At 67.4% G+C, this 16,155-nt stretch carries 16 protein-coding genes and 2 pseudogenes; 11 read left to right on the forward strand and 7 right to left on the reverse strand.

Going from position 1 to position 16,155, the window contains the following annotated elements; genetic code table 11:
• Window positions 1-283: 283 nt before the first annotated feature.
• Window positions 284-535 carry a DNA-binding protein gene (locus tag AB0C78_RS13365; RefSeq protein ID WP_360746413.1) on the forward strand — a complete coding sequence of 84 codons (252 nt, stop codon included), beginning with the start codon at window positions 284-286 and terminating at the stop codon, window positions 533-535.
• Window positions 536-2,212, forward strand: a complete 1,677-nt coding sequence (locus tag AB0C78_RS13370; protein WP_360746416.1) for a tyrosine-type recombinase/integrase — start codon at window positions 536-538, stop codon at window positions 2,210-2,212. It abuts the gene before it with no gap.
• Window positions 2,213-2,322: 110 nt separating this feature from the next.
• On the opposite strand, the gene AB0C78_RS13375 is transcribed toward AB0C78_RS13370, so the two are convergent.
• The 5 genes from AB0C78_RS13375 to AB0C78_RS13395 are packed head-to-tail and all read right to left on the reverse strand — an operon-like array spanning window position 2,323 to window position 6,074.
• The gene (locus AB0C78_RS13375) at window positions 2,323-3,288 is read right to left on the reverse strand and encodes an S-4TM family putative pore-forming effector (RefSeq protein WP_360746419.1); all 966 of its coding nucleotides are present in this window, start codon (window positions 3,286-3,288) and stop codon (window positions 2,323-2,325) included.
• Complete coding sequence (locus tag AB0C78_RS13380) at window positions 3,249-4,145, reverse strand: CBASS oligonucleotide cyclase (protein ID WP_360746422.1); 897 nt, start codon at window positions 4,143-4,145, stop codon at window positions 3,249-3,251. The genes AB0C78_RS13375 and AB0C78_RS13380 overlap by 40 nt, the downstream gene beginning before the upstream one ends.
• Window positions 4,145-4,663, reverse strand: coding sequence for an HORMA domain containing protein (locus AB0C78_RS13385; RefSeq protein WP_360746425.1), 519 nt, complete (start codon window positions 4,661-4,663; stop codon window positions 4,145-4,147). Before AB0C78_RS13385 ends, AB0C78_RS13380 begins: the two co-directional genes overlap by 1 nt.
• Window positions 4,660-5,169: a hypothetical protein gene (locus tag AB0C78_RS13390; protein WP_360746428.1), complete on the reverse strand. Its 510-nt coding sequence runs from the start codon at window positions 5,167-5,169 to the stop codon at window positions 4,660-4,662. Before AB0C78_RS13390 ends, AB0C78_RS13385 begins: the two co-directional genes overlap by 4 nt.
• Window positions 5,166-6,074, reverse strand: coding sequence for an AAA family ATPase (locus AB0C78_RS13395; RefSeq protein WP_360746431.1), 909 nt, complete (start codon window positions 6,072-6,074; stop codon window positions 5,166-5,168). The genes AB0C78_RS13390 and AB0C78_RS13395 overlap by 4 nt, the downstream gene beginning before the upstream one ends.
• A gap of 214 nt (window positions 6,075-6,288) precedes the next feature.
• On the opposite strand from AB0C78_RS13395, the gene AB0C78_RS13400 reads away from it, so the two are divergent.
• The 5 genes and pseudogenes from AB0C78_RS13400 (at window position 6,289) to AB0C78_RS13420 (ending at window position 10,286) form a co-directional block, all read left to right on the forward strand.
• Window positions 6,289-6,765, forward strand: coding sequence for a helix-turn-helix transcriptional regulator (locus AB0C78_RS13400; protein WP_360746433.1), 477 nt, complete (start codon window positions 6,289-6,291; stop codon window positions 6,763-6,765).
• A 2-nt stretch (window positions 6,766-6,767) separates the two neighbouring features.
• Complete coding sequence (locus AB0C78_RS13405; RefSeq protein WP_360746435.1) at window positions 6,768-7,346, forward strand: ImmA/IrrE family metallo-endopeptidase; 579 nt, start codon at window positions 6,768-6,770, stop codon at window positions 7,344-7,346.
• A gap of 928 nt (window positions 7,347-8,274) precedes the next feature.
• Window positions 8,275-9,084, forward strand: a complete 810-nt coding sequence (locus AB0C78_RS13410) for a hypothetical protein (protein WP_360746438.1) — start codon at window positions 8,275-8,277, stop codon at window positions 9,082-9,084.
• Window positions 9,081-9,293: pseudogene (locus AB0C78_RS13415) on the forward strand (helix-turn-helix transcriptional regulator); the annotation flags it as partial. The gene AB0C78_RS13410 and the pseudogene AB0C78_RS13415, both read left to right, overlap by 4 nt.
• A gap of 132 nt (window positions 9,294-9,425) precedes the next feature.
• Window positions 9,426-10,286: an ImmA/IrrE family metallo-endopeptidase gene (locus AB0C78_RS13420; RefSeq protein ID WP_360746749.1), complete on the forward strand. Its 861-nt coding sequence runs from the start codon at window positions 9,426-9,428 to the stop codon at window positions 10,284-10,286.
• Window positions 10,287-10,523: 237 nt separating this feature from the next.
• Here the strand turns inward: AB0C78_RS13420 and AB0C78_RS13425 are convergent.
• Together AB0C78_RS13425 and AB0C78_RS13430 are read right to left on the reverse strand one after the other, a co-directional pair.
• Window positions 10,524-10,776 (reverse strand): annotated as a pseudogene (locus tag AB0C78_RS13425) (leucine zipper domain-containing protein); the annotation flags it as partial.
• Between the two features lie 276 nt (window positions 10,777-11,052).
• Complete coding sequence (locus tag AB0C78_RS13430; protein ID WP_360746441.1) at window positions 11,053-11,445, reverse strand: STAS domain-containing protein; 393 nt, start codon at window positions 11,443-11,445, stop codon at window positions 11,053-11,055.
• Window positions 11,446-12,058: 613 nt separating this feature from the next.
• Between AB0C78_RS13430 and AB0C78_RS13435 the strand changes: the two genes are divergently transcribed.
• The 4 genes from AB0C78_RS13435 to AB0C78_RS13450 all read left to right on the forward strand — a co-directional run bounded on the left by AB0C78_RS13435 (window position 12,059) and on the right by AB0C78_RS13450 (window position 16,142).
• On the forward strand, window positions 12,059-12,412 hold the full coding sequence (locus AB0C78_RS13435; RefSeq protein ID WP_360746444.1) for a metalloregulator ArsR/SmtB family transcription factor: 354 nt from the start codon (window positions 12,059-12,061) through the stop codon (window positions 12,410-12,412).
• Between the two features lie 195 nt (window positions 12,413-12,607).
• On the forward strand, window positions 12,608-13,093 hold the full coding sequence (gene nuoB / locus AB0C78_RS13440) for an NADH-quinone oxidoreductase subunit NuoB (protein ID WP_360746447.1): 486 nt from the start codon (window positions 12,608-12,610) through the stop codon (window positions 13,091-13,093).
• Window positions 13,090-15,189: a proton-conducting transporter membrane subunit gene (locus tag AB0C78_RS13445; protein WP_360746450.1), complete on the forward strand. Its 2,100-nt coding sequence runs from the start codon at window positions 13,090-13,092 to the stop codon at window positions 15,187-15,189. Before nuoB ends, AB0C78_RS13445 begins: the two co-directional genes overlap by 4 nt.
• On the forward strand, window positions 15,186-16,142 hold the full coding sequence (locus tag AB0C78_RS13450) for a respiratory chain complex I subunit 1 family protein (protein ID WP_360746453.1): 957 nt from the start codon (window positions 15,186-15,188) through the stop codon (window positions 16,140-16,142). The genes AB0C78_RS13445 and AB0C78_RS13450 overlap by 4 nt, the downstream gene beginning before the upstream one ends.
• The last annotated feature ends 13 nt before the right edge of the window (window positions 16,143-16,155 follow it).

Raw genomic sequence — 16,155 nt, forward strand, 5'->3', positions numbered from 1 at the left:
TCACCTCATCCAATGCGCCGCAGTTCGTCGCTCCTCCCGTCACTGTCGTCCGGGTCTTCGGACCGCGTCGGCAGCGAGGGCTTGACCGGCGACCCGGAGACAAGGGTGCATACCGACGCTCCGGACTGCATGGCCACGGGCGTCCGCAGGATGTCCCGTGCCGCCCTAGCTACCCGGACGACACCGATCCGCTGGAGGACCCACATGCACCCCGCACCGCCGCCAGCCGCCACCAGGGGCGGCGCACCCGCCGCCGGGGCGGCCCGGGTGCCGGTGGTGTGCGGTGAAGGGACTGACGGCGGCGGAGATCCGTTCGCTGCCCGCCACCATCGACCTGGTCACCGCGGGACGGGTGTTCGGGGTCGGACGCACCAAGGCCTACCAGCTCGCCCGCACCGGCCGCTTCCCCTGCCGGGTGCTTCAGGTCGGGCGCAGCTACCGCGTCTGCACCGCCGACCTGCTCACCGTCCTCGGGCTCGCCCACGACCGGCCGATCCCAGGCGGGCCGCCTGCACACCATCAGAAAGAGAACTGAATGACTGCCCAAGGAAGCACGTTCAAGACCTGCGGATGCCGCAACGACGAGGGCAAACGCCTGGGTAAGAACTGCCCGAAGCTCCGGCGCAGCAACGGCCGCTGGAGCAGCACCCACGGAACCTGGAAATACCAGCTGGAACTCCCGCTGACCGCCGCAGGCGTCCGCCGCAACCCGCTCCGGAAAGGTGGATTCGCCCGCCAGGAGGACGCCGAGACCGAACTGAACCGCGCCAAGGAACTCCTGGCCATCGCCGGTGCCGACGAGACCGCGCGAGTGCAGATCGCCGACCTCATCACCGCCACCGTCCGGGCCACCAAACAGCTCCCCGAACCAGAGGAGGTGCGACGTAAGATCCGCACTGGGCAGGACCTGTCGCGGTCGGTGACGGTGGGGGAATACCTAGACCAGTGGCTGGCCGGGCGCCGCAACCTGCGCGAGGGCACCCGCCGCAGCTACGCCCAGCACATCCGCCTCTACCTCAACCCCCACCTCGGGCACATTCCACTGAACCGGCTGCGCGTCGGCGACGTCGACCGGGTCTTCGACGCCATCGACGAACGCAACCAGCAGGTCGCCCGTGCCCGCCAAACCCTCGACCCCAAACTGCGGGCCAAGGTCAAGGGACAGCGGATGGTCGGCGCGGCCACCAAGCACCGCATCCGCGCCACCCTGCGCTCGGCGTTGGCCAAGGCGGTCCGCGAGCGCCTCATCGACATCAATGTCGCCGCCCTGGTCGAACTCCCCTCGGGCAAGGCACCCAAGGCGCTGGTGTGGACCGACGAACGCATCACCCAATGGCAGCACGACTTCGCCGCGCACATCGAGACGATGAACGCCCGCCGTCGGCGCCTGTCCCAACTCGAGCCGCACAAACGGATCGGCCAGAACATCAACCGCCTGGACGCCTACATCGGCGCCCCACGCCCGTCGCGCGTCATGGTGTGGACACCAGCCCTGACCCGTACGTTCCTGGACCGCGCCCGCGGGCACCGGCTGTACGCCCAGTTCCACCTGATCGCCTTCCGCGGGCTGCGGCGCGGGGAATCATGCGGCCTGCGCTGGGCCGACCTCGACCTGACCTCCGGCACCGCGACGATCCGCTGGCAGATCACCCAGATCGGCCCCGACACCTTCGAAGGCAAACCCAAGACCGACGCCGGAGAGGCCACCATCAACCTCGACAAAACCACCATCAAAGAACTCCGCGCCCACAAAGCGAGACAGAACACCGAGCGCCTCGCCGCCGGCGACGCCTGGACCGAGACCGGATTCGTGTTCACCACACCCACCGGCGGCCCGGTCGACCCCAACGAGGTCACCGAGCAGTTCGAGCAACTGTCGATGGAGGCCGGACTGCCGCCGGTCCGGCTGCACGACCTGCGCCACGGCGCCGCCACCTTCCTGCTCGCCGCCGGATACGACCTCAAAGTCGTCCAGCAGACCCTGCGCCTGTCATCCCTGGCCATCGCCGCCGACATCTACACCAGCGTCCTGCCGCAACTCGCGCAGCAATCGGCCGAAGACGCCGCCGCCGTCGTCCTGGGCGCCCACCGTCCGCGCCGTCGGCCCAGCGCCAAGGTCACCGAGATAGCGACACCACCGACCCCAGACCACGAAATGGCCGAGAACGAAGGCGACACCACCGAACCAGCGGCCGCAGCCGACGCGTCCTAACCAGCAACTCGCTGGCCGCCTGGCCGTGGGTGCGCGGGTATTTCGGCTGACGCCGGTCAGCCGAAATACCCGCGCAGCGCCGACACGGAACGCTTCGCCGTCGGTGCCGTTCAGTGGGCGTCGGCGGAGTCATTGAGGATGGCCTGGGTGCCGGCTGCGGTGCTCGCTGACGAACGTTTGCGGCGGATTCTGTAGAAGAAGTTCGGGACTCGTGGCCCGTCCCGCCGCAATAGAAAGGCGGCGTCCTGGATCTGGCGGCACTCGCCTGCGGGGAGCGACGCAGGCGTGCTCCGATAGTGGTCCCATAGGTCGTGGATGTCATTTTCAACCTGCTCACGGGCCACTGCATGGCGCCAGTGCTCGCGGGCGAGTTCGACGGAGTCGAGGAATGCCGGCGAGCTCGGTAGGAAGATCTTGATGAGGTAATCGGCGAGGGTGAGTTCTCCGACGATGGCGATGGTCGCTCCAACGAGAAACCAGCCGAGCCCCACGAGCAGGATGGTGGTGCCGTAGGCCTGATGGTCCCTGCGGCTCCAGACCGCGCTTTGGCGCTGACAGAGAAGCACGTCTGCTGGCCAGGGGGTGTTGCCGAGGTTGACGCTGAACCAGCCCCGATAGAAGGTGTCGTCGCTGATGTGGCTGGCGGCGGCGGCGATGTCATCGGGGACAGGCGGTCGTCCCGCGAGGGCCGTGTTCCACGGTAGGTGGAACAGTTTGGTGTCGTATAACTCGTGGGCGCGGACGGCCTTTCCGACGCCACGGCGTTCCAGCCCGCTCAAAACGGTTCTGCCGAGGACCAGCCATCCCGCGCTGATGGCCGCGAGGATGTCGGTGGTGGCGGGGATGGCGAAAGCGAAGATCGGAGCGGCGATGGCCAGGGTGAACGTGCCCGTAGTCCGGATCCTCCGCCACCATTGGGCATTCTTATACAAGTGGCTGTAGGCCAAGAGTCGCCGGAGGTGCTCGGGCTCGTCTTGGCGCTGGCTGATATGGGCGCTCTCCCCCGAGGGGACGGGCCGCAGGGGCGGAACGGCATTCACGACAAAGGGAACAGAGGGCCGAAGAGGTCCCGCCATGCCTGCAGGGCCGCGCCGGTACGCCCGGCCTGCTCCAAGCGGATCGCGTTCGTGCAGGTCACTTCCGCCTCCTTCAGCGCGAGCATCGCTCCCTCCATCATGGACGAATCGGCGTCGAGGACGCCGGAAATGTCCGGGCCCAGGCCTGCCGGGTCCGGCCAGACATCGGAGATCCGATGGGCGGCGGTGGCGAAGAATCTACGGAGCTCCCGTGGATGGCTGCCCGTCCAAGGCCCGCCGAGCAGTTCCAAGGCCATGACCTCGATCAGGAAGGACGGCTGGATGGGGTGCCCGGCGCCGGCGTTCCACTTCTTGAGCATCTTGACCAGTGGCTTCCACTGCTCGCTGAACTCCTTGTTGGCGGTCACGGCGAGGTCGTAATGGATCTTCGGATTGGTTGCGATCCACTCGCCGGTGACATCGTCGGGGATCAGGTAGTGGTCGCCGCTCCGGAAGGCCGGGACGACGTCGAACGAAACGACTTCGGAGTTCTCGCTGACGTCGTCGACGATCTTGATGCCGAAGTCAACGCGGACCGCGAATCTGTCGCAGGTCACACGGGCCTCTCCGTACAGGGGAGCAAGGATCGCCCGTATCGCGAGCAGGATCTCGCGGGGGTGGAGTTTGAGGTAGGCCGTGTCGTCGATGACGATCATGATGTCGACGTCGCGCAGCGGTTTGGTCTTGGTCTCGCGCCGATACGCGCCGGTGAGGAAGGTGTCGAGGACCTTCAGCGTCCCGGCGGCTTCGACCTGCTGGCGGATCTTGGTCTGGCGGCGGCTGGCGGAGTCGTTCTCGGTCTTGGTGGTCTGGAGGTTTGTGCGGAACTTGTAGAAGGCGTCGTTGGGCGTGAGCATCAGGCGCTCCTGGTGTGGTAGTCCAGGCTGGCTCCGAGGCTCCCGCCGGTCATCGCCGTGCCGATGCTGTGGCGAGTGAAGCCGTCGGTGGAGCGCAGCGTCGTGGTGGACCAGCCGGGCACGTCCGGGCGGCCAGGGGATGTGGTGGCGATGATGTGGTAGTCGCACCGACTGGGGTAGGAGCCGTTCTTCCGGATGGTGAAGTCGACCGCGTCGCTGTCGAGCCACAGGTCCCCGTCACCGTCGGCGTGGTAGCCGTAGTCGATCGTGAAGTCGAACCGACCGACGAGATCGTCTTCGGTCGGGCGGCCCGAGTCGTAGACCTCCAGGACGAGGCCCGTGAGGTGACGAGAACGGAGCCACTGCGTGATGCCGAGTTCCAGGACGTCCCATCGGCGGTTGATGTACGCGGGCTCCAGCCCGGTGCCCCGGATGATCTGGCGCAAGCCTCGAAGCATGCCCGTGGCTACGTGGGTGGCCGCATGGGTGTGCAGGTTGACGTGGACGCCGGTGCTCATGGACGCCTCAGTTCGTTCAGGTTGATGGCCGGTGTCGCCGATGTCGCTCCCGTGGTCACATCGGCGGAGGATGAGGCAGTGAGGCCCTCAGCAGTGAGGCCTTTACTGGTGTCGCGGACGGTGATGGCGGCCGTGTCGGCGAGCGCGGCGGCGGCCTCGTCAAGGTCGTCGGGGCCGCAGGGCAATGAGACTGACCAGCCAGGCTCGTTCAGACGTCCGCCGTACAGGGGTGTCTCGTCGTTGATCGCCTCGATCGCGGCCATTCCGTGGATGGTGTAGACACGGATGCGGGATCCGGACACGGGCTTAATAACGATGGGCGACTCGCGCGTGTACTCCTCACTGATCAGGATGCCTGCGATGCTCGTCACGTCGGTCAGCTCCCGGTGGGCGGCGCTACCGGCCTCTGCGAGGAGCTCGATGATGGCCTGCCACGTCTCGGTCGAGGTGCGGGCCGGGACTGAGGCGATTCGCCGGGCGATCGTGCTCGCCGATTCGTTGATCACAGCTGCTCCCTCGTCCTCTGCAGGGAGGCGTAGAGATCGTCCGCTGTCACCCGCTCGGGATCGCAGGAGTCGTTGGCGCAGGCCGCCGCGACGGCTTTGCGGAGGCGTCGACCGTCGATGCCCTCGGAGATCTGAGCGGCGTGGTCCAAGACCGCACCGCCCAGGAGAGGGGCGGCGCCAGGGAACGCGGCGACGATCGCTGCGATCGTGTGTTCGAGGATCGCGCGCCGGCCGTGACGGTCGGGCACAGGAATCTGAACGACCATGTCGGCGCGAGATGCCAGCGCTGGGTCGATGGCGTCGGCGAAGTTGCTGGTCGCCAGGACGACCACGTCCGGATGGCGGCGAGCGAGCCGATCCAGGCCCACCAGCGCGGCGTCCACGGCCCGGTGGACGTCGATCGGGTTGGCCTCCATTGACAGCGCCGCGCGGTCAGTCAGGAGTGTCTCGACCTCGTCCAGCAGCACGACCAGCGGCCCCTGCCCCGCCTGCTCCTCCAGTAGCTGGCCGAACAGCGCCTCGACGCTCCGCTGGCTACGGCCGAGCGAGGAACTGGCCAGTGCGTGCGGGTCGACCTCGATAAACGCCCAGTGGCCGAGTCCGCCCACCACCCGTGCGATCTTGTCGGCGAGCCCGCGGGCGAGTGTCGTCTTGCCGACCCCCGGACGGCCGGTGAGCAAGACCACCCCGTGAAGGGGCAGAGCCTCGAACGGCACGGTGGCACGGAGCCTGATGTTGGAGGCGACGGTCTGGAGGAGACGATCCTTCAGTTCGTCTGCCAGGAAGACGCTCGACCAGGCGGCTTCAAACGAGTCGTCGGGCAGCACGCGGGCGTCCGCGACGCCAGGCAAACCGGCCTCCGGCAACCTGCGCTTCGCGTGACCAGCATGAATAGAATCGGGCACGGAGCTACACCTCCAGAAAGGACTGTTTTCGCACGTCATGCACCATCAGGTGCGGCCGTTCACCTCGGCCTCACCCGTCATCTTGTATCTGAGCCTAAGGCATGTATCAATCTAGGTACAAGCAGATTGAGTCACCTCGGCTGATCTTCGTGTGCCCCGGTGCGCTACCGTGCCCCGACGATCATGAACCGCCCGCGAGAGGGGGAAGGGACGAGTGGACGAGCCACTCGACATCGACCAGTTGCAGGTCCTGGTGAAGTCCCATCGCGAACAGCTCGGCCTCAGCCTGCGGGCCGCCGCAGAACAATCGGGCGTACCCTTCAACACGCTCGCGCGTGTAGAGAAAGGGCATTTGCCCGACCTGGCCAACTTCCGGCGACTCGTCCTCTGGCTCGGACTGCCGGCAGAACGGTTCTTCCAACCCGCGATGTTCCGGGTGGAGACCACCCCTGAGGTCATCGCAACCAGGCTCGCGCAGGACCCCAACCTCACACCAGCCGCGGCCGAGTCGATCGCCGAGGTCGTCCGCGAGCTCTACGGGACGCTGGCCAAGAAGGACGCGGAGGTGACCGTGCACCTCCGCGCGGCCAAGACCTTCACCCCCCGCGCCGCGAAACTCCTCGGAGACATCCTGTCGGAGATGCAGCACCAGCTCGAATCAGGCTCTCCGCGCCCAGGGCGGGGGGCATAGCGATGCGCCGGGGCTTCAAAGCCGAGGCCGAACGGTTGGCTGACAGGACCAGAAGCGACCTGGGCCTCACGCCCACCACGCCCGTCGATGTCCGTGTACTGGCCCGCCACCTCAACATCGAGGTTGTTCCTGCGGACCAGCTCATCGACATCCGAAAGCTCCAAGAGCTCATCGCCGAACAAGACGGAGCCTTCTCCGCCGCCTCGTTTCACCTTCCCGACGATCGCGTAGTTATCGTCTGCAACCCGCTTAACGACTCGGCACGAACAAACAGCGACATCGCCCACGAGATCGCCCACATCCTGCTGCGCCACGAGGTCAGGGAACTGCAGACCATCGGGGGGAACGTCTTCTTCACCTGTGACCCTGACCAGGAGGAAGAAGCCAACTGGCTGGCAGGCTGCCTCCTCCTCCCGCGCCAGATCCTTCTCCGCGAAGCCTTCGCCAACGCGTCCGCCGACCACATCGCCGCCAAGTACAAGGTCAGTACACAGATGGCCCGATTTCGCCTCAACACCAGCGGTGTGAACCTACAGGTGCGCCGCGCCCAGCAATCGCGATCTCGGAGGCCACGGGCGTAGGCGGCCCATGTCGCGTTTTTGATCATGGCTTCTCTTCGCGACCGGTCTTGCTGGGGAGTGCTCGATGGTGCCGCCTGCGCCGGATGCGAGCCCGCGGACTCACGCCTGCGGAAGTGTGCTGCTGACTGGCTCCGCAGCTCTGGCCGCCGGTTGATCGGGCGACATGACCGGCTTGGGCGGGCGAAGAGTACCCGGTTCGAGGCGCTACCAGGGTGGATGCAGGGCCCGGATCGAGCCGCCGAGCCGCCATCGAGCTGCCAGGGGGACGAACCGGGGCATGTCGGGCGGGCGACAAGCCGGGCAATCTCGCGTTTTCCCTGGTCAGGGGTGGTGGGTCGCGTGGGACTCGAACCCACAACCTACGGATTAAAAGTCCGGAGCCCTGGTGTCAGGGCGGCGCTTTCAGTGTCAACCCGTGCCTACTTGCCCGCATGGCAGCCCGTTCTCGTGCTGCCCTATGCCGCTGCGTGCTGATGCGTTTCGGAACCGCCGAGCCGACAACGAGCCGACATGGGTCGCCGATGATCTTGTGACTTCCTGCTGCCACCTCCCTTGACTTGCCGGACAAAGCTGGGCCGCTCACCGTCGCGCCCGCCGGCAGCTCGAACGTCAGCTTCCAGCCGGTCACGTCGGACGTCCCGAAGTTCCTCGCGAAGTACTTCCCGGTCGTCCCTGGCAGGCTGAACGCCGCCGTCAGCCGCGCCGCCGCGTGTGCGGAGCGGCCGCCAACGCCGCGACGACCTTCGGCATGTTCAGTCGACGTCGTGTCACCATCCGCGCCGCGTGCCCTCCGAGCTCGATCCAGAGCCTTGGAGCCTAGATCTTTTTCTCGGTGCCGGACGCCTCTCCAGGTTCACTTCCAGAAGATCCCTACTGTTACTGGTTCATTCCCGTGCGCTCGCTACTGAGATCGGCTACTATCCTCGGTATGACAGAGAAGGATGATGCTCTGGGGGATCTCGGAGGTGCGGGTGTGCTCGATGCCCTCCGGTGGGCCTGGGAGAGTGCACGGCGGCAGACTCTCCAGGCCTATGACCCGGAGACGGGCCACGATCAGGGATGGGTCGGGTACAGCGCCTTCAAGGTGCTCACCGATCGACTTGATCGTGTCTTCTCGTGCAACAAGTACGCTCTCCGGCCTGGTGACGCTCCCACTGCCGGACAGGACTTCCTGGTGGCGGGGCTTGGGCCCCAGGAGTTCATGACCATGCCGCGTCTCGCGGCGGATCTCGTTGAATATGACGAGCTGAACCAGTCGCCCGGTTGGCGGCACGGGGAGTGGCGGATCCTTCTCCAGTCATATTCCGGCCACCACATCGATCGCATTCCGTGGCGGCAGAAAAGCCGGACCAAGCAGCGTGTTGCCATGCAACCGGACCCGGATCAGCTTATGATCCCCTCTCCAGAGTTGAAGGCTTTCGATGCTCTCTTCGATGCTGAGGAGGGCCAGCAAGAGGGAAGAGCCCCTGTAGTGACGCTGGTTGGCGCTTACGCTCTCGACGGGGCCACTGCGGAGTCGGCTTTCTATCTGGGCCGCCCTAGGCTAGTGAAGGGGCGTCGCGAGGCGGCTTGGTTCTGGCGCGAGTTGCTGACGCGCAACGATGGTGATGGCTCCCGCCTCACCGGTGCGGAACCAGTCGCTCCTCCTTCTCCTGCGCCTACTCGCGGGCAGGTTGAAGATGTGCCGGTGCGCGTCCGGCGAACGCCGCCGGCCCAGTCGCCCGAGAACCGGAAGTGAATGCCTCATCGAGCGCCACTGTACGGGAGGTCGCGCGACTCTTCGCAGGCAGCAGGCTGACGCTGGCGCGCCAGTTGGCTGGACTGCGGAAAGTTGAACTCGCTGCTCGTGTGGGAAAGACGCCGACCGCGGTCGCCGCCTACGAGTCGGGTCGTAAACGGCCGTCGACTTCGACGGTTGCGGAACTCTGCATTGCGCTCGGCGTTGAGCCGTCCTTCTTCCTGCCAAATGCTGGAACAGCTCACTCGGTAGGAATAATTCCTCATTTTCGTTCCTTGCGTTCTACTGCTCAACTCGTTCGCGACCAGGCTCAGGCGTATGGGCGCGTCGTATACGAGGTAGTGGAGGTCTTCGAGCGGCATGTCGAACTTCCGGACCGGGATGTTCCCTCCTACGCGGTGATGAGTATGCACCCCGACCAGTCAGGGGAGCCTATAGACGCGGCCCAATTGCTTCGGAAGCACTGGGATCTCGGGAACGGTCCAGTAGGACATCTAGCCCGAACTGCCGAACTGCACGGGGTGGTGGTAGTGTTCAGCCCTGCGCAAGCGGCTGCGGTCGACGCATATTCCTTCGACACGGATTCCAGGCCGATCGTCATCCTCAATCCTCTTAAGGATGATTATTACAGGCAACGATTCGATCTGGCGCATGAACTTGGCCACTTGGTGATGCATGCCGATGTCGAGCCTGGGAACAGGGTTGTCGAGGAGCAGGCGCATCGTTTTGCGGCAGAGTTCTTGATGCCGGCGGATGAGTTGGCCAAGCAACTTCCCCACCGCGCGAATTGGCCCCTCCTTCAGGAACTGAAGGAGTACTGGGGGGTGAGTCTCCAGGCGCTTCTGTATCGTGCTCGCGAGCTCGGCGTCATGAGTGGCGTGACCTATCGTAACGCTATGGCCCGCATGTCAAAGGAGGGGTGGCGGAGACAGGAGCCGGGGGCTCGCCCGGAGGTGGAGCAGCCATCGCTTCTACCGCGATCACTGAAGGTCCTGGGTGAAATCGGTGTCGATCCTGACTCGCTGGCATCCGAGGCCCGGGTCCCGGCTAAGCTCTTTGAGATTGTGACTGCTCGTACACCGCGACTGCACGTGGAGAGCGGTGATGTGTCCGATGACCGCAAGTCAGTGGAGCAAACGCCGAGACCTTCCGGCGGGCAAGTGATATCTCTCTTCGAGCAAGGGCGCCTTGAGTTGGACTGAGCCTTCCGAGTCGCCGCAAATTCGGTATGCGCATCGAACGGTGCTCGTCGGCCGGCCTCCACCGACCTGTCGCAGTTTGCGAGCTTGCGGATCTGGCCGGAGTTCGGCCTCAAGTCGCACACCGTGCAGCCCCGGAAGCTGTCGACCGATCCGCAGATCGTCGACAAGGTCCGCGACGCGGTCGGCCTGTACCTGAACCCGCTTGAGAGCGTCCTGATCCCGGCCGTCGATGAGAAGGGTCAGGGCGCGGTCCACTGTGGCGAGTTTGGCGTCGAGCAGGTAGCCGATGCTGGCCGGTCCCCAGCGGCGGATCACCCGAACCTTGATGATTCGCCGTCCGGTGCGGGTCGAAGTCCGGCGGTGCCGCGATGCGGCGTGAGGACCGGTCGGTCATGCCCGCCTGACTCAGCTCGCGGTACCGACTGGCCCAGCGTCGGGCCGTGGACCCAGAGACCTGAGACTGCTGAGCCGCCCGACGCGGCAGCCAACCGTTTCCGCGAGCGCGGAGCCCCATCGCCGCTTCCACCTGCGCTTCACTCCCACCGGGTCGTCTTGACGCAACCGGATCGAGCGCTGGTTCGTCTTCCTCATTCCCAGCTCACCCGACGCGGCGTGCTCTCAAAGCGTCCACGCCCTCAAAGGCGACCTCGGCGCTCGGGGCTAGCGGCGGGTCAAGGGGCGCGAGCCCGACGCGTGGACCAAGACTGCGGACAAGATCCTGGACTACCCTCGCCCGATATCCGCAACCGACTTCGGAAACCGAACACTAGGCGGACGCTTGGCCTGCGGTGTTGGTGAGCGAGGCGACTGCTTCTTCCACGCTGGCGTAGTGGGGAAGAAAGCGGGTGACTCCGTAGAAACGCAATCGTTTCATCGGCCGGTCGTGGATGCCGGCGAGGACCACGATGGTGTCCTGCTCCTTGGCTCGGTTGTGGGCTTGGCACAACAGGTACGCGCCCTCCAGCCGGATCTCGAGTACCGCGCTGAGATCGAGCACCAGGGCGCGGTGACCGACCTCAAGCTGGGCGGCTTTGATCGTTTCTCGCACCGCCCCGATCGTTTCCGGGGTGGCTGGGCAGAGCTCTGGGTCCAGTGCCCCGCCGACGGCGACGACCGTTATTCCCTGCTGGACGTGTGTGGTGCTTATCCGCGATCGCATGGCGGACGGTCCCTCCCGTCTCTCCGGTCGTGAACGATGGTGGTTGTGGCGCTTCGTGCCGTTCGGTGGCTGCTTTGGCGCATGCTGCGCCGCACACGGGCCCAGAACTCTAAGCTAAAAGACAGTCGCAGATCGTAGTTGCCAAATGGACGGTTTGCCGCAGGCGAGCAGCGGGATGGATCGTGTCCAGCGCGGTCAGGCAAGAGGCCTCGGGCTCTCCGTTGCCGGCGCTTCGCGGGCGGGGGGTGCGGGAGGGATGCTCGGGGAGAGGGGCTGGCCCTCGCCTGGATCTTTGCTCGGCGCCGCCCGCGGTCGCCAGGCTGGGCGTCGCTATCGTCGCCGCCCCATCCGGCCTATGTTGCTAATATTAGCAATTGCCTATGTAGTTAGGGTGAAGGGGCACTGTAGACTGCGCGATCATTCAGGCTCGCCTCCGTTGAGGCTGTCCATCAAGACGTACCTTGGAGCTTGGGTGACGACGCCTGGGGTGGCCGTTGACCGCGGTAGCGAGCCGCTGGGATGTGGCGTGCCAGCGGGCGGGCAGGAGAGCATGCCGCACTTGGCCGTGTGGTGACGCTGTCGGCTTCGAGCCGGCGAAGGGAGATGGGGCACTGTGAGCGCGCCGCTGTACCAGTTGAAGGCGGAGTTCTTCAAGACGCTGGGGCATCCGGCGCGGATCCGGGTGCTGGAGCTGCTCAGCGAGCGTGACCACGCCGTGTCCGAGATGCTTCCCGAGGTGGGGATCGAGCCGGCGCACCTTTCTCAGCAGCTGGCGGTGTTGCGGCGGGCAGGCCTGGTGGTGTCGCGCAAGGAGGGGTCGACGGTGATCTATTCGTTGACCAGTCCTCGGGTGGCGGAGTTGCTGGCGGTCGCTCGGGCGATCCTGACCGGGGTGTTGTCGGGGCAGGCGGAGTTGCTGGACGATCTGCGGGCCGGTGCCGGCGGCGACGGCTCCAAGCAGGCCTAGGGTGACGGTGCAACTCCGGTGAGATGCCGGTAGTCCGCCGGGTCGGGTTTGCCTCGCCTGGGTGTGATCACCTCTGAAGCGGCAGCCCCGCCTCGGGCGTGGCCGCATATTGTGGAGTTGCCAACGTTGGCAATTGCGCAGGGCGGTAGTCTGCTTGCGGGTTGATGTCATTTGGGGCTCACGTAGAGGAAGTTCGTGAAAGATCTGCTGCGCAAGATCGTTAAGGCCGGCCGGGTGGCGGAGGCCGCGCCTGACCGCCCGGAGGCCGCCTCCTCGGAGCGGGCCCGTGCGCTCGCTGGTTCGGTGCAGGTCCGGCACGTTGACGCGGGGTCGTGCAACGGGTGCGAGGTGGAGATCGCATCGGCGTTCGGGCCGGTGTACGACGCCGAGCGGTACGGGGTGCGGCAGGTGGCCTCGCCGCGGCATGCCGATGCGCTGATGGTGACCGGGCCGGTGACCCGCAACATGGAGATGGCGTTGCGCCGCACCTATGAGGCCGTGCCGGAGCCGAAGTTCGTAATGGCGGTCGGGGACTGCGCCCGGAACTGTGGGGTGTTCGCCGAGGCGTACGGAGTGGTCGGTGCGGTGGGTGAGGTGGTTCCGGTGGACGTTGAGGTGCGTGGGTGTCCGCCGGAGCCGGAGGCGATCGTGGCGGCGCTGCGGGGACTCACCGGCCGATGAGCCTGACGGGTGCCGCGTTCGCGGTGGCGATGGGGGGCAATGCGCTCGCCGCGGTGGCGGGGACGACGCTGCCGCGGCGACCGCGCCGCCTCGCCACCGGCGTGGGCATGGGCGCCGCCGGTGTGGCCGCGGTGGTGGCGGGGGCGGCGGCGATGGCCGGCCGCTCCTGGGGGGTGTGGCTGCCGGACGTGCTGCCGCTGGCGGGGGTGCGGTTGGCGGTCGATCCGCTGAGCGGGCTGTTCTTGGCCGTCACGGGCGCGGTCGCGTTGTGCGCGGCGGTGTACGGGGTCGGGTACGCCCGCCCCGGCCCTGCTGGCCACGACCTCGCAGGTCACGACCCCGCAGGCCATGGCTCGGGCGGGCACGGGCTGGAGGGCCGGATCGCTCAGGCGATGGTGCCGCTGTTCGTGGCGGCGATGCTGCTGGTGCCCGCGGCGGCGAGCGTGAGCACGTTCCTGGTGGCGTGGGAGTTGATGGCGCTGGCCTCGTTGCTGCTGGTGGTGGCCGAGCATCGGCGGCGGGCGGCGGTGGCCGAGGCCGGCTTGTGGTACGCGGTGATGACGCATTTGGGCCTGGTGGTCATCCTCGCCGGTCTGGCCGGGTTCGCCGCCGTGGCGCACGGTGAGACGTTCGCGGCTATGCGGGCGGCCTCTCCGGGGCTGTCGCCGGCGGTCCGCGGGGTGGTGTTCGTGGCGACGTTCGCCGGGTTCGCGTCCAAGGCGGGCATCGTCCCGTTGCACGTGTGGCTGCCGCGCGCTCATCCGGAGGCGCCGAGTCACGTGTCGGCGCTGATGAGCGCGGCGATGGTGAACATGGGCGTGTACGGAATCGTGCGGGTGGGGTTGGACCTGCTGGGCGGCGGACCGGCCTGGTGGTGGCTGCTGGTGCTGGCGGCGGGCGCGGTGTCGGCCCTGTACGGCATCCTCCAGGCGGCGGTGGCCACCGATATCAAGCGGCTACTGGCGTACTCGACCTGCGAGAACATGGGCTTGGTACTGATCGGTGTCGGAGCCTGCGGGTTCTTGGGGTCCTCCGGTGCGCGGGTGCTGGCGGCGCTGGCGTTGACCGCCGCGCTGCTGCATGTGGTCAACCACGCCGGCTTCAAGACGTTGCTGTTCCTGGCGGCGGGATCGGTGCTGCACGCCACCGGGACCCGGGATCTGGACGCCCTGGGCGGGTTGCGGTCGCCGATGCCGGCGACGACCGCGTTGTTCGGGGTAGGGGCGTTGATGGCATCGGCGCTGCCGCCGGGCAACGGGTTCGTCTCCGAATGGCTGCTCCTGCAGAGCCTGATCCACGCCCTACCGTCGGGAGGGACGCTCGCCGCGGTCACGATGCCGGTGGCGGTGGCGGTGGTGGCCTTGTCGGCGGGGTTGGCGATCGCGACGTTCGTCAAGGCGTTCGGGGTGGGGTTTCTGGCTCGTCCGCGCACTCCTGCGGCCGAGCGGGCCCACGAGAGTCCCGCGACGATGGTGACGGGCATGGTGGTGGCGGCGGTCTGCTGTGTCGGGCTGGCGCTGGTCCCCGGCCCGGTGGCCGACGGTCTGTCGCGCGCGGTCGCGGTGGCGGCACCGGGGCCCAAGGCGGTGACCGGCCCGATGGCCGATGCGGGCACGCTGCATGTGGCGGGGTTGCCGAGCACGATGTCCCCGCTGGTGATCGCCGGCGCGTTGCTGGTGGCGGTGGTCGCGCTGGTCGCCGCGCTGCGCGGTGCCGCGTCGCGGCGGGCGCAGCGGCTGGCGCGGAGGCGTGCGCGGTTGTGGGATTGCGGGGCGGGGCCGATGTCGGCGCGGACGGAGTACACCGCGACCTCGTTCGCCGAGCCGCTGCAGCGGGTGTTCGACGATGTGCTGGCCCCCGAGACCGATGTGGACGTCACGCCGGTGGCCGAGTCGGCATATCTGGTGGACAGCGTGACCTACCGGGCCCGGGTCGCCGACCGGGTCGAGCATCGGCTCTACGAGCCGGTGATTGCGGCGGTGGCCTGGGCTGGTCGGGCGGCCCGGCCGCTGGCCAACGGCAGTGTCCACCGTTACGTCGGGTACGGCTTTTCCGCCTTCACCGGCGTTCTGATCGCGTTGGCGGTGCTGCGATGAGCGTGACGGTGGCCGGTACGGTCGGCGCGGCCGCGCAGGTGCTGCTGGTGGGGGTCGGGGCGCCGCTGCTGGTGGGATTGATGCGGCAGGTGCGGGCCCGGTTGGAGGGACGCGCCGGGGGCGGCGTGCTGCAGCCGTGGCGGGATCTGCGCAAGCTGCTGCGCAAGCAGCCGATCACGCCGGAGGGGACGGGGCCGGTGTTCCGGGTCGCGCCGCTGCTGCTGGCCGGGACGGCGCTGGTGATCGCCGCGGTGATCCCGATCGTCACGACGGCGTCGCCGCTGGACGGCGCCGCGGACCTGTTCGCGGTGACGGCGCTGCTGGCGCTGGGCACGGTGGCGCTCGCGCTGGCCGGGCTGGACACCGGCACCGCGTTCGGCGGGATGGGCGCCAGCCGGGAGATGACGGTGATGGCGCTGGTGGAACCCACCATCCTGGTGTCGGTGTTCGCGCTGTCGGTGCGGGTCGGCTCCACCAACCTGGGCGCGATCGTCACCTCCACGCTGCACGAGCCGCAGCGGGTGGTCTCCCCGGTGAGCCTGCTCGCCGCGATCGCGCTGGCGGTGGTGACCATCGCCGAGACCGGCCGGATCCCGGTGGACAATCCCGCCACGCATCTGGAACTGACGATGATCCACGAGGCGATGGTGCTGGAGTACGCGGGCCCGGACCTGGCGCTGGTGGAGTGGGCGTCGGGGATGCGGCTGACGCTCCTGCTCGGTCTGGTCGCCAACCTGTTCGCGCCCTGGGGCATCGCCGGCGCCTCGATCGTGATGCTGCCGGTCGCGGTGGCGGCGTACGCGGCGAAGGTCGCGGTGCTGGGCGGGGTGCTGGCGGCCGGTGAGGTGTTCATGGCTAAGCTGCGCATGTTCCGGGTGCCCGAATTGTTGGCCGGCTCGTTCGTCCTGGCCCTGCTGGCCGTCGCCGCTTCCTTCTTCCTGGTGGGCACGTGAACCACACCCTATA

Origin of the sequence: Actinomadura sp. NPDC048394 (assembly GCF_040651755.1) — a bacterium.
GTDB classification, from domain to species: Bacteria; Actinomycetota; Actinomycetes; order Streptosporangiales; family Streptosporangiaceae; genus Spirillospora; species Spirillospora montaniterrae.

Coding starts and splice junctions, on each gene's coding strand:
- AB0C78_RS13380 (WP_360746422.1), bottom strand. CDS start 4,145: ATGCTCACGCCCAACGACGCCTTCTACAAGTTCCGCACAAACCTCCAG.
- AB0C78_RS13410 (WP_360746438.1), top strand. CDS start 8,275: ATGACAGAGAAGGATGATGCTCTGGGGGATCTCGGAGGTGCGGGTGTG.
- AB0C78_RS13370 (WP_360746416.1), top strand. CDS start 536: ATGACTGCCCAAGGAAGCACGTTCAAGACCTGCGGATGCCGCAACGAC.
- AB0C78_RS13450 (WP_360746453.1), top strand. CDS start 15,186: ATGAGCGTGACGGTGGCCGGTACGGTCGGCGCGGCCGCGCAGGTGCTG.
- AB0C78_RS13405 (WP_360746435.1), top strand. CDS start 6,768: ATGCGCCGGGGCTTCAAAGCCGAGGCCGAACGGTTGGCTGACAGGACC.
- AB0C78_RS13385 (WP_360746425.1), bottom strand. CDS start 4,663: ATGAGCACCGGCGTCCACGTCAACCTGCACACCCATGCGGCCACCCAC.
- AB0C78_RS13445 (WP_360746450.1), top strand. CDS start 13,090: ATGAGCCTGACGGGTGCCGCGTTCGCGGTGGCGATGGGGGGCAATGCG.
- AB0C78_RS13375 (WP_360746419.1), bottom strand. CDS start 3,288: ATGGCGGGACCTCTTCGGCCCTCTGTTCCCTTTGTCGTGAATGCCGTT.
- AB0C78_RS13430 (WP_360746441.1), bottom strand. CDS start 11,445: ATGCGATCGCGGATAAGCACCACACACGTCCAGCAGGGAATAACGGTC.